This is a genomic window from Pseudomonas sp. Fl4BN1 (assembly GCF_009908285.1).
Lineage (GTDB): Bacteria > Pseudomonadota > Gammaproteobacteria > Pseudomonadales > Pseudomonadaceae > Aquipseudomonas.
On the sequence record NZ_JAAARM010000033.1, the window covers coordinates 1 to 12,192 of the forward strand.

At 60.1% G+C, this 12,192-nt stretch carries 9 protein-coding genes, 2 rRNA genes and 1 pseudogene; 6 read left to right on the forward strand and 6 right to left on the reverse strand.

Features of this window, described 5'->3' with window-relative positions:
• Both rrf (GV818_RS35350) and rrf (GV818_RS27005) read left to right on the forward strand, forming a co-directional pair.
• A 5S ribosomal RNA gene (rrf, locus tag GV818_RS35350) occupies window positions 1-84 on the forward strand; the annotation flags it as partial.
• Window positions 85-198: 114 nt separating this feature from the next.
• A 5S ribosomal RNA gene (gene rrf / locus GV818_RS27005) occupies window positions 199-314 on the forward strand.
• Window positions 315-470: 156 nt separating this feature from the next.
• Here the strand turns inward: rrf (GV818_RS27005) and GV818_RS27010 are convergent.
• The 4 genes from GV818_RS27010 to GV818_RS27025 all read right to left on the reverse strand — a co-directional run bounded on the left by GV818_RS27010 (window position 471) and on the right by GV818_RS27025 (window position 5,829).
• Window positions 471-1,652, reverse strand: coding sequence for a PepSY-associated TM helix domain-containing protein (locus tag GV818_RS27010; RefSeq protein ID WP_161777985.1), 1,182 nt, complete (start codon window positions 1,650-1,652; stop codon window positions 471-473).
• A gap of 71 nt (window positions 1,653-1,723) precedes the next feature.
• A complete protein-coding gene (locus GV818_RS27015; protein WP_161777986.1) occupies window positions 1,724-4,216 on the reverse strand; it encodes a TonB-dependent siderophore receptor in 2,493 nt (830 codons plus the stop codon).
• A 99-nt stretch (window positions 4,217-4,315) separates the two neighbouring features.
• On the reverse strand, window positions 4,316-5,323 hold the full coding sequence (locus GV818_RS27020) for a DUF4880 domain-containing protein (protein ID WP_161760086.1): 1,008 nt from the start codon (window positions 5,321-5,323) through the stop codon (window positions 4,316-4,318).
• A 5-nt stretch (window positions 5,324-5,328) separates the two neighbouring features.
• Window positions 5,329-5,829: a sigma-70 family RNA polymerase sigma factor gene (locus tag GV818_RS27025; protein WP_161760087.1), complete on the reverse strand. Its 501-nt coding sequence runs from the start codon at window positions 5,827-5,829 to the stop codon at window positions 5,329-5,331.
• Between the two features lie 315 nt (window positions 5,830-6,144).
• On the opposite strand from GV818_RS27025, the pseudogene GV818_RS35150 reads away from it, so the two are divergent.
• Window positions 6,145-7,170: pseudogene (locus GV818_RS35150) on the forward strand (HAMP domain-containing protein); the annotation flags it as partial.
• A 69-nt stretch (window positions 7,171-7,239) separates the two neighbouring features.
• Complete coding sequence (locus GV818_RS35155) at window positions 7,240-8,025, forward strand: methyl-accepting chemotaxis protein (RefSeq protein ID WP_372242127.1); 786 nt, start codon at window positions 7,240-7,242, stop codon at window positions 8,023-8,025.
• A 70-nt stretch (window positions 8,026-8,095) separates the two neighbouring features.
• On the opposite strand, the gene GV818_RS27035 is transcribed toward GV818_RS35155, so the two are convergent.
• Entirely contained in the window at window positions 8,096-8,860 is a 765-nt protein-coding gene (locus tag GV818_RS27035; RefSeq protein WP_161760089.1) for a thioesterase II family protein, read from the reverse strand.
• 215 nt (window positions 8,861-9,075) lie between these two features.
• Between GV818_RS27035 and lapG the strand changes: the two genes are divergently transcribed.
• Window positions 9,076-9,768, forward strand: a complete 693-nt coding sequence (gene lapG, locus GV818_RS27040) for a cysteine protease LapG (RefSeq protein ID WP_161760090.1) — start codon at window positions 9,076-9,078, stop codon at window positions 9,766-9,768.
• Between the two features lie 14 nt (window positions 9,769-9,782).
• Window positions 9,783-11,729, forward strand: a complete 1,947-nt coding sequence (gene lapD / locus GV818_RS27045) for a cyclic di-GMP receptor LapD (RefSeq protein ID WP_161760091.1) — start codon at window positions 9,783-9,785, stop codon at window positions 11,727-11,729.
• 57 nt (window positions 11,730-11,786) lie between these two features.
• Here the strand turns inward: lapD and GV818_RS27050 are convergent, their stop codons facing one another.
• Complete coding sequence (locus GV818_RS27050; RefSeq protein ID WP_161760092.1) at window positions 11,787-12,125, reverse strand: tryptophan synthase subunit beta; 339 nt, start codon at window positions 12,123-12,125, stop codon at window positions 11,787-11,789.
• Window positions 12,126-12,192: the final 67 nt, after the last annotated feature.

Sequence of the window (12,192 nt, forward strand, 5' to 3'; positions counted from 1 at the left end):
TCCCATCCCGAACTCAGTAGTGAAACGATGCATCGCCGATGGTAGTGTGGGGTTTCCCCATGTGAGAGTAGGTCATCGTCAAGATTAAATTCCGAAACCCCAATTGCGAAAGCAGTTGGGGTTTTGTCTTTTAAGTAGAAGTTACTGATTTTGCCGGTACGTTGGACTTTAGAGCCCAACGGGTTGGCCACAGAATTTCTTGACGACCATAGAGCGTTGGAACCACCTGATCCCATCCCGAACTCAGCAGTGAAACGATGCATCGCCGATGGTAGTGTGGGGTTTCCCCATGTGAGAGTAGGTCATCGTCAAGATTGAATTCCGAAACCCCTGTCTGCTTACGCAGACAGGGGTTTTGTCTTTGCGCGCTATAAAACCATCGCTGCAGAGCAGCAATGGCTTCCAGGGCCGACGCCAGTACTTCTGACTCTCTTGAACAAGAGGCCATTACAACTATATCTGCCTGATCTTCATCTCGTGCTTTTGCGCTTTTTGCTGCTTCTACGGGCAAGTAACTTGCGCCACCAGATATAAATGCCTGTCAGCGATAACATGGCAATCAGAACTCCCAATACAGCAACGATCACCTGCCCAGTCATTCCAATGATCCTGCCCCCATGTATCGGGAGTTGCAGTCGATAGAAACGCTCTCCCCAAGTGCCTTGCCCGGCTATCTCTTGCCCCAGTAAACGGCCATCTGTGCCGTGGAAGAACAGCCAGGATTTACCATGGGCATTGGTGTCGTGCTGACCAAAACCAGCACCATAAAAGTTGTATTCAAAGCTGTAATACAACTCACCAATGGCCTCCTTCAAACCTAGCCGCTGCCCCTCTTCCTGCGCCCGCTCAAAGGCCTGTTGATAAGTCAGTCGAGTGACCCCAAGTTCCGCCGTTGGTATGCGTCCACGAGCCTCATAGACGCTGGGCTTGATGGGTGAAAACAGTGACACTGCCGGCTTGAAAACCTGACTCGGGAGGTTCATGGCGACGCTGCTGACCGCGATCGGTAATAGCAACAACCATAACCACAACCCTCCAGCACGGTGCAGGTCGAAGTTAAGTCGATAGGCATGCCCTCCCTTGATCTTCCAAGCGCTGGACCACTTGTGCCAGAACGGACGACCACGAGGCAGTGTCAGCAGTGAGGCAACGAAACAATCGACAACCCAGCCGATGGCAACCAGCCCCATCAGCCACAGTCCCCAATTGCCGGGCAAGACCAGGTTGTAATGAAATTCCAGCAGAAACGGCACCAGATTCTTGCGCTGAAAACAGCAGGTACCCCAAAAGCGCTGTCCCTGTTGCTCGGCACTGACCGGATCCAGATAGAACACCTGATTGCGTTCGGGATAAGGCTGGCCAGTGGCTGGGTCCGTGCGCGCTACCGCCGCCAGCAGCGCAGTGTGGCCCGTCTCCTGGGGATACTCCATGTACCAGACCTGCAACCGCGGATGCTCGGTCTGCACTCGGTCCACCAGAACTCCAGGTGCCAGTAGTGGCCCATCGCTGGACGCTTGATAGAACTCGGGATTGAGCCACTCGTCCAGCTCGTGATGAAAGGCCAGGACGCTCCCGGTCAGCCCCGCCAGCAATAGAAACAATGCTGTGGCCAGACCTATATAGCGATGCAGTAGAACCAGAACGGCGCGCATGAAATTTTCCCGTAGAGACGACAAAGCCAGCGGCAGTTTCCAGGCGCTGGCTTTGTTGCAATCAACCTTGATTAGAACTGGTAACTCACCGTGGCGGCGACGTTGCGCTCTTCACCCAGGTAGCAGAAGCTCAGGCTCGCGCAGGAAGCGACGTAGGACTCGTTAGTCAGGTTGTTGGCGTTCAGGCGCACATCCACCCCCTTCAAGCCCACCTTGCCCAGGTCATAGCCGATCGAAGCATCGAACAGGGTGTAGGCCGGCACCTTCATGCTGTTCTCGGCATCAGCCCAGCTGTAACCCACATACCGTACGCCACCACCCAGGCGCAGACCGTCCAGCGCGACGCTGTCGAACTTGTAGTCGGCCCACAGCGAAGCCATCTGTCTCGGTGCCTGGGTGGGAGAGTTGCCCTTGTTCTCGATGATGTTGCCGGGACTGCTGAGGGTGCTGACCATCGACTTCGAGTACTTGATATCGGTGAAGGTGTAGCTGCCCAGGAGCTTCAGGTTGTCGGTCAGTTGCATGTGCGCTTCCAGCTCCAGGCCCTGGGAGCGAACGGCACCCACCGCGCGGTAGAAGTTTTCCTGCGGCAGCTTCGACGCAAGGTTCTCCTGATCGATGCGAAACACCGATGCGGTGAACAGGTGATCCGTGCCTGGCGGCTGGTACTTCAGGCCGGCTTCCCACTGAGTGCCGTCGGTGGGCGGCAGGGGGTTGCCGGCGCCGTCGGCGTAGGAGTTGGGATTGAACGACTCGGAGTAGCTGATGTAAGGCGCAAGGCCGTTGTCGAACAGGTACAGAGCCCCAGCGCGGCCAGTGAGTTTGGTACGTCGGTCACTGATCTGCGTGCCCAGCGGACGCTTGGCCTCAGCCAGGCGATTCTCTTCGGAGGTTTCCACCCAGTCCTGACGCAGGCCCAGGGAGAAGCGCCATTTGTCCATCTCTATCAGGTCTTGCAGATAGACGCCCGTCTGCTCCAGGCGCCGCAGGTAGCTGGTGGGAGCGAAGTAACTGATGGCCGAGTTGCCATACATCGGGTTGAAGGCGTTGATCGGCGCCAACTGGCCCTGCCTCCAGTCCACCACGGTCTTGCGGCGTTGGTAGTCGGCCCCCAACAGCATCGTGTGCTTGGTCTGGCCCGTGAAAAATTCCGCCTGCAGCATGTTATCGACGATGAAGGAGTGGAGTGTCTCGTCACCGCCTGAGTAGTAGCGGTTCAGCTCATTGCTGCTGGCATTGGTCCAGCCATAGGCATACACCTGATCCATCTTCACCCGCGAGTCCAAGTAGCGGAAGTTCTGTCGCGCGGTGAACACATCATTGAAGCGGTGTTCGAACTGATATCCGAAGGACTGCTGGTCGCGCTGGTAGCCATCGATACCCGGCTCGCCCTCGAAGAAGTGCTCGGAGATCCGCTGGCCATTGCGCTGATGCAAGGTCCCGTCCGCCGGCATGCCTCCGTGGTAGCCGCCATCCGGATCGTGTTGCAGATAGGCCTGCAGGGTCAGCGAAGTGTCCTCGGTGAAATCGATGGTCAGGGTCGGCGACAGGGCGAAGCGCTTCTCCTTGGCATGATCAAACTGAGTGTCGGATCTGTCCGTCAAACCAATCAGCCGATAGGCGATGCGCTTGTCGTCATCCACCGGGCCACTGAAGTCGAAGCCCAGGCCCTGTCTACCCTGGCTGCCTACCGTGGCCTGGATCTGATGATAGGGCTCATACAGGGGCTTCTTGCTGGTCAGGGCCACCAGGCCGCCGGGGGAGCTGCGACCATAGAGCACCGACGAAGGGCCCTTGAGAATGTCCACCCGCTCCAGGAAGTACGGATCGACTTGCATACTGCTGTAGGTGCCGCTGTCGCCCATGGACTTGAGGCCGTCGAGGTAGATGTTATCCACTGAGCCGTCGTTGAAGCCGCGCATTGCCACATAGTCGTAGCGATGGGTGGCGCCATAGGGATTGGTCAGTACGCCTGGGGTGTAGCGCATGGCCTGAGCCACGGTTTGCGCGCCCTGGTCGTCCATCTGTTCACGGGTGACCACCGAGACGCTTTGCGAGGTTTCCAGCAATGCGGTACTGGTCTTGGTGGCGATCTGGCTGTGAGTGGCGTTGTAGCCCTCGGTGCTGCCCAGGGCATTGCCCAGGGCGAAGCCCTTGATCTCGGTGGTCGGTAGAGCCATGGCGCTGCCTTGGGGCAAAGCTCGCAGCACGTAGCTGCTGCCGTCCTGGCTGATCGCTTCCAGTCCGGAGCCCTTGAGCAACTGGTTCAGGCCCTGGGTTACCGAGTAATCGCCCTGTAGCCCCGGAGATTGCCGGCCCTGGGTCTGGACTGGCGTAGTGGACAGGGTAATCCCCGCCTGGCGGGCGAATTGGTTGAGTGCCTCGCTGAGGTTACCGGGGGCAACGCTGTAGCTGTGGCGAGGGATGTCGAGGCCGGTTTCGGCAGCCTGCAGCGCCGGCGCCATGGCCCCGAGGCCGATGCTGGAGCACAGCAGGGCGGTGCGGGCGGCCTGGCGCAAAGTCTGGGCGCCGGAAGCGCTTGGGCGATTGTCGCGAACAGTCATTGTGGGTTCCGTTGAAGTGGCAGGAAGCGGATTGCAGTGCTTACTGACTAAGCCGGGCGCCCAGGCAAAACCCGCCAAAAAAATTCTTGGCGGTGAAATTCAAACGACAGGTTCCAGGGTTACCCACCAGCGGGTGCGGTAGCGCAGTTGCACCGGTAGGGTCTGGGGCAGGATGGCCAGCAGCTTCTCGGTGTCTTCCAGGCGGAACACCCCGGACAGGCGCAGGTGAGCAATGGCTGCGGCACATCCCAGGTAGCCATGACGATAGCGGCCGACTTCCTGGAGAAAGTCGTCCAGACGCATGTTGCGGGTCACGATCAGGCCATCGGCCCAAGCGCCGGCGTCCATCGCCAGCGGCGCAACCGGCTCCGCCAGGCGGTGGCTGATCCGATAGCTCTGCCCCGCTGCCACTCGTGCGGCGCGGTCGTCGGCAGTATGCGGCGAATGAATGGCCACGCTGCCGTGGGTCACGCTTAGCCGGGTGCAAGCATCGTCCACGCGCACTACGAAGCGGGCGTCGAAGCCTTCCAGCAGGGCATGGCGACTCTCCACCAGCAAAGGACGATGGGAGCCATTCTGGTCAGCACCACAGGCCACCATGATCTCGCCACGACGCACTTTGATCAGGCGTTGTTCGGCATTGAAATTCAGGTCCGCCGCGCTGTCGGTATTGAGTTCCAGGCGAGTGCCGTCCGGCAGCTGGAAGCCCCTTTGCTCGCCGATGGCAGTGGCAAAGTCCGCGGTCCATTGTTGCCAGCCCAGCAGATCCTTGCCGACCCAGGCACTGGAGCCCATGAGCAGGGCGGCGCTCAGCAGCTTCAGGGCTTGGCGCCGGCCCAGGCGCTGACTACTGTTTTCCAGGGTGTGCAACGCCACCTGAGCTCCAGGAACCGCCCGCAGGTTGGCACTGAGCTCCTGTTGCAATGACTGCACCCGCTGCCAGGCCAGTTCATGTTCCTGATGGGCGGCGCGCCATAGATCACACTGCTGCTGCAGCTTGGGATTGGCGCCGTTGTTGCGCAGGCGCAGCAACCAGTTGATCGCCTGCTTGACCACCAGATGATCGGGATTTTGTTTGTGGGGCAGGCTTGCGGAAAAGTTATCCACAGGCCTTAGCTCTCATAGCGCAGCAGGTAGCAGTGATAGAGCGCCACGGCCACGTAACGCTCCACGGTGCGTACGGACAGGCCCATCTGCTGAGCAATTTGCTTGTGGGTAAGTTCTTCGCACTGGGCTAATAGAAAAACCTGACGCACTTTCGGCTTCAGTCCTTCCAACATCCGCGCGATGCTTTCCAGCAGTTCCAGAATCAACGCTCGGGCTTCAGCGCCAGGTGTCTCGGCCTCGGGCAAATGCGCGATGGTTTCCAGGTAGGCGCGTTCAATTTCTTCGCGCCGCCAGTGATCGATCACCAGCCCCCGGGCAATCGTGCGCAAAAAGGCTCGTGGCGCCTTGAGCTCCAGGCGCTCGGTTTTCTGCAACAGGCGAACGAAGGTGTCCTGGGCCAGATCGGCCGCATCTGCGGCATTGCCCAAGCGCTGGCGCAGCCAACTGTTGAGCCAGCCGTGGTGATGACTGTAAAGCGTCTGTACGGCGAACTCGGGTGATGACATGGACAAGGACTGCCTGAACGTCACAAATGATAATTAGTCGCATTGTCATTGAAGGTTTATCGATTTGGCAATAACCACAGCGGTGTCGGTCATCAGAAAATACGCTGCAGATGCTCTGGGACACCGTTCGGCAGGTTTCTTCGATTTCTGAAAGGTATTTCAGATAAATCTCTAAGGCTTCGCGGATTGTTGCCGAAAGACTAAATGAGACGTGCGTGCACCAAAGTAGAGCGGACTAAGAATGCCGCCTGCACTGTTACATGGAATGTTGCATTACGGACGCATCCCCACTTTCGGCATAAGAAGTCCCATGAAATGAATCTCAAGTTCAGCCATAAAATCCTTTTGGCCGCCTCCGGCGTAGTGGTTCTGGCTTTTGCGTTGTTCACCTTGTACAACGACTACCTGCAGCGAAACACCATTCGACAGAACCTTGAATCCTCCATCCAGCAAGCGGGTGAACTCACCTCCAGCAGCGTGCAGAACTGGATGAGCGGGCGGATTCTGGTTCTTGAGAACCTGGCGCAGAACGTCGCTCACCAAGGCCAGAACGCAGACTTCCCAGGACTGGTGGACCAGCCGGCGTTCACCTCGAACTTCCAGTTCACCTACGTTGGCCAGGCCAATGGTGTCTTCACCCAGCGTCCCGATGCGAAGATGCCCGATGGCTACGATCCGCGTCAGCGGCCCTGGTACAAGCAGGCCGTTGCTGCCGACAAGACCATGCTGACTCCGCCCTACAAGGCGGCAGTGGGTGGCCTGGTGGTAACCATCGCTATGCCGGTGAAGAAGCAAGGTGAACTACTGGGCGTGGTCGGTGGTGACCTGAGCCTGGAAACCCTGGTGAAGATCATCAACTCCGTGGACTTCGGTGGCCTGGGCCATGCCTTCCTGGTCAGCAGCGACGGTCAGGTGATCGTCAGCCCGGACAAAGACCAGGTGATGAAGAACCTCAAGGACATCTACCCGGGTGCCAACGTACGGATCGAGAATGGCTTCCAGGAAGTGGTCCTGAACAAACAGGAACGCATCCTTTCCTTCACCCCGGTAACCGGCCTGCCGAACGCCGAGTGGTACATCGGTCTGTCCATCGACCGGGATAAAGCCTACGCACCACTGAGCCAGTTCCGCACGTCTGCCTTGATCGCCATGTTCATTGCCGTGGCGGTGATTGCCGTTCTGCTGACCCTGCTGATCCAGGTGCTGATGCGCCCACTGATCACCATGGGCCGGGCGATGCAGGATATCGCCCAGGGCGAGGGTGACCTGACCCGGCGCCTGGTGGTGGAAAGCAAGGACGAATTCGGCGAGCTGGGTAGCTCGTTCAACCAGTTCGTCGAGCGGATTCACGCGTCGATCTCCGAAGTGTCCTCGGCCACCCGCCAGGTGCACGATCTGTCCCAGCGGGTAATGGCATCGTCCAACGCCTCGATCATCGGCTCCGACGAGCAAAGCGCCCGCACCAACAGCGTGGCCGCGGCGATCAACGAACTGGGGGCCGCCACTCAGGAAATCGCCCGTAATGCCGCCGATGCCTCGCAGCATGCCAGCGGCGCCAGCGACCAGGCCGATGACGGTCGCCAAGTGGTCGAGCAGACCATCCTGGCGATGACCGAGCTGTCGCAGAAAATCAGCCTGTCCTGCACCCAGATCGAAACCCTGAATGCCAGCACCGACAACATCGGGCACATTCTCGATGTGATCAAGGGCATCTCCCAGCAGACCAACCTGTTGGCCCTCAACGCCGCCATTGAAGCCGCCCGTGCCGGTGAAGCCGGTCGTGGTTTCGCCGTGGTTGCCGATGAAGTGCGCAACCTGGCCCACCGTACCCAGGAGTCGGCGGAAGAAATCCACAAGATGATCACCTCGCTGCAGATCGGTTCGCGCGAGGCGGTGTCGACCATGAACGCCAGCCAGACGTCCAGCGAAGAGAGCGTCGAAGTGGCCAACCAGGCCGGCGCACGGTTGATCAGCGTGACTCAGCGGATCGGCGAAATCGATGGCATGAACCAGTCGGTGGCCGCGGCAACCGAGGAGCAGACGGCAGTGGTGGAGACCCTCAACGTCGACATCAACCAGATCAACCTGCTGAACCAGCAGGGTGTCGCCAATCTCAATGAAACCTTGAAGGATTGCGATGCACTGTCGCAGCAGGCCAGCCGCCTGAAGCAACTGGTCGATAGCTTCAAGATCTGAAGCTACACCAGGCAAGACCTTGAAGCCCGCTCCTGCATCACTGCAGGGCGGGCTTTTTCATGGGCGCAGCTCAAGCCAGGTGTTCCCCAAGCAACCCCAGATGAGTGTTGATGACCTGCAGCAGGCGCTGGCGCTGTGACTTGATGAAAAAGTGATTGCCGGCCACTTCGATCAGCTCGAATTCACGCGCGGTGAACTCGCGCCAGTTGAGCATATGGTTGGCCGTGGCCAATGGGTCCTCGCTGCCGTAGAAAGCCGTTAGCGGCACATCGAGGCAGCCGTTGGAGGTGTCGTACCAGGTTTCGAAGAGCTTCATGCCATTGCGCAGCAAGCGCTCATAGGACTGCAGATCGTTCTGCCCCCGGGGCATTTCCAGAGGGCTGGCGCCGAGGGTCAGGATCGCTTCACGAAAGCTGGCAATGGGCAGGGTGTGCATCAACGGACGCCGCGGCAGGCTGTCGGGGCTGCGACAGCCGGACACGAACAGGTGGCGAGTCTGTTGGGGAAAGCGCTCCTGGGTGTGTTTGCTGGTCTCGTACGCCAACAGCGCGCCCAAGCCGTGGCCGAACAGCGCGTGGGGCGCGTCGAGCCAGGGATCGAGGGCGGCGAAGGTGTTTTCCAGCAGGCTTGGCCAGTTGTCACAGGGCGCTTCGTCGCGACGGGGCCCGTGCCCCGGCAGATTGACCACTACCAGCTCGATATGATCGGCCAGGCCGGTGGCCCAGGCCCGCAACTGCTCCGCCGCCGCGCCGGCTTGAGGAAAGCAGATCAGGCGTAGCCGGGTGGGTTGTCCGGAGTTGATCACCAGCGTCCATTGTCGGGTGTCGGTGTACACAGCTTTTCCTTAAGCCTGGTGGGAGGTGCCAGCAGGGGTGGGCGATGCGGGCACGGGGCAGTTTGGCCCAGGTCGCCGAAGTCTGCGAGCGGCATCTAAAATAGTGGCTCAGGCTGCTGAATGCACGCGGTTGGTGATTGTAAGGTGCCATTGTTTTTTAGCGGTCCAGCCTTCACCATCAGCCGATTTATCACAGCTCCCATGGACTTATCGCATTGGCGGCACGTTTAGCTCTTTCTCGGACTTTGCGCTGGTTCTGCTCAGCCCTGCTGTTGGCAGGCGCGCTGCTGGGCAGCCTGCACGCCGATTGGGATTTCTCCCTGATCAGCCGTCGTGCCACGGCGCTCTATGGTCCGTTGGGCGATGGCCAGCAACGCATCGATGCCTGGCAGCACCTGCTGGCCACACAGAAGCAGGTCAGTGAGCAAGAGCAGTTGAAAGTGGTCAACCTGTTCTTCAACAAGAACATGCGCTATGTGGAAGACATCGATCTGTGGCATCAGGTGGATTACTGGGAGACGCCGATCGAGGCTTTGTGGAAGGGCGCCGGTGATTGTGAGGACTACGCGATCGCCAAGTATTTCAGCCTGCGCCACCTTGGCGTGTCCAGTGACAAATTGCGCATTACCTACGTCAAGGCGTTGCGCCAGAATCGCGCGCACATGGTCTTGACCTACTATTCCAGCCCGGAAGCCATGCCATTGGTGCTCGACAGTCTCGAGGACTCGATCCGCCCGGCCAGCCAGCGTACCGACCTGCTGCCGGTGTACTCCTTCAATGCCGAAGGGTTGTGGCTGCCCGGCGCCAAGGGCAACAAGCGGGTGGGCGACACCAAGCGCCTGTCCCGTTGGCAGGATGTGTTGAAAAAAATGCAGGCCGAAGGATTTCCGGTCGAGACGACTAACTAGGAGCACGAGCTCAGATGTCTTTGTTCAAACAACTGCTGATCGCAATCTGCGTCTTTCTGGTGGTCGCCTTCAGTGGCAGCTTCATGGTCAGCCTGGAGAGTTCGCGCACCCAGTATGTCAATCAGTTGCGCTCCCACGCCCAGGACGCGGCCACCGCGCTGGCCCTGTCGCTGACCCCGAACATCGATGATCCGGCGATGGTCGAATTGATGGTCAGCTCGATCTTCGACAGCGGTTATTACGCCAGTATCCGGGTGGTCGACCTGGCCACCGACAAGACCATTGTCGAGCGCAGTGGCATCCCCGAAGTCGGCAATGTGCCGCAGTGGTTCGTCAAGCTGATCGGCCTGGAGCCGGCCGGTGGCGATGCCATCGTCAGTCGCGGCTGGGAGCAGGCGGCGCGGGTCGAGGTGCTCAGCCATCCGATGTTCGCCGTGGCCAAGCTCTGGCAAAGCGCCCTGGGCAGCCTGGGCTGGCTGTTGATCTGTGGCGCGGTGAGCGCGGTGCTTGGCGCCTTGTTGCTACGGCGTCAGCTCAAGCCGCTGGACTACATGGTCCAGCAGTCTCACGCCATTGCCCGCCGCGAGTTTCTCAGCCTGCCGCAGCTGCCCCGTACGCCGGAACTGCGGCGGGTGGTGCAGGCGATGAACCAGATGGTGGAGAAGCTCAAGGCGCTGTTTCAGGAGCAGGCCGAGCGTAGCGAAAAACTGCGCATCGAGTCCTATCAGGACAGCCTGACCGGGCTGGCCAACCGGCGTTATTTCGAGATGCAGCTCAATGCCCGGGTCAGCAACCCGGAACAGGCCAGTTCCGGCTACCTGCTGCTGTTGCGGGTCAAGGACCTGGCGGGCCTGAACCAGCGCCTGGGCGGTCAGCGTACCGACCAACTGTTGCAGGCGGTGGGCGAGCAGTTACTGCGCGAATGCAACAAATACCCCGAGACCCACAACCTGGTAACCCGGGTCCGTGGTGGCGAATTTGCGGTGCTGGCGCCCGGGCTGGTACGTGAAGAGGCCATCCAGCTGGCCCAGAGCCTGGACAGTGCCTTGGGTAACCTGCACGCCACCGGTGCCACTGATGTGGCCTCGGTAGCCTCCATCGGCCTGGCAGCGTTTGCCCACGGCGACTCGCCGCAAGCGGTGCTCAGCCTTGGCGATCAGGCCTTGGCCCAGGCCGAAGCCCAGGGCGATGCGAGCTGGGCCTGCCTGGACCAGGGCACCGGTGGCCAGGTGGGCGATGACCATCATGCCTGGCACAGGCTGCTGGACCAGGCACTGACGGAGCAACGCTTCCAGCTGTATTTCCAACCGGTGGTGGCGGCCCAGGACATTTCGCAGGTGCTGCACTACAAGGTGCTGTCACGGCTGCTGGATGAGCAGGGCCAGACCATTCCGGCGGGACGCTTTCTGCCATGGCTGGAACGCTTTGGCTGGACCTCACGCCTGGATCTGTTGATGCTCGACCAGGTACTCAAACAGCTGGCGGGGCACACCGAGTGCCTGGCACTGAACCTGTCGGCCGCCACGCTGGCGGATCCGCAGGCCTTGAACCGGGTATTCGAGATCCTCCGCCAGCACTCGGACCTGGGGCCGCGGCTGACCCTGGAAATCGGCGAGGAACAGCTGCCCGAGCAGGCCCCACTGGAACAGTTGACCCGGCAGCTGCGGGAGCTGGGTTTCTCCCTCAGCCTGCAGCGTTTCGGCGGCCGCTTCAGCATGATCGGCAACTTGGCGCGGTTAGGCCTGGCCTATCTGAAGATCGACGGCAGCTACATTCGCCACATCGATCAGGAAAGCGACAAGCGTCTGTTTATCGAAGCCATCCAGCGGGCCGCCCACAGCATCGACCTGCCCTTGATTGCCGAACGTGTCGAGACCGAGGGCGAGCTGCAGGTGATACGTGAGATGGGGCTGTATGGCGTGCAGGGGCAACTGTTCGGTGAGCCTGCGCTCTGGCGCTGAGACCGCCTTCGCCAGTAAGCGGGTTCCTTTGGGAACCGGCTTGCGGGTGAAAGGGTTTCAGATCAAACCGGTTTCATCATCGTTGATCAACCGGCTCAAACCACCCAGTGCCTCACGGGCGTTGCTGCGGTCCATCAATTTGGATTGGGCCGCTGCCGGCAGATCGGTGATGCGGATCACCCCCTTGCTGGTCAGGACCTGAATCAGGTCGTCGAGTACCCGGATCATTTCCAGGTCACTTTGCTTGAGCTGCTTGAGGCTGACTTCCACCGCCTCGTTGGCATACCAGGTCTGGATCTCATGGTGATCGGCGGGCAGCGTATCGGTGGCTTCGGCGAAAGCGGCGGCTTCCACGCGAATCAACTGACCTTGTGCATCGCGTTGCACATAAAACATGGTGAATCCCTCAGGTTGGCTCCAGCGTCAGGCGTGCAGCCGCACAGGCCGACACAGCGTTCAGAGC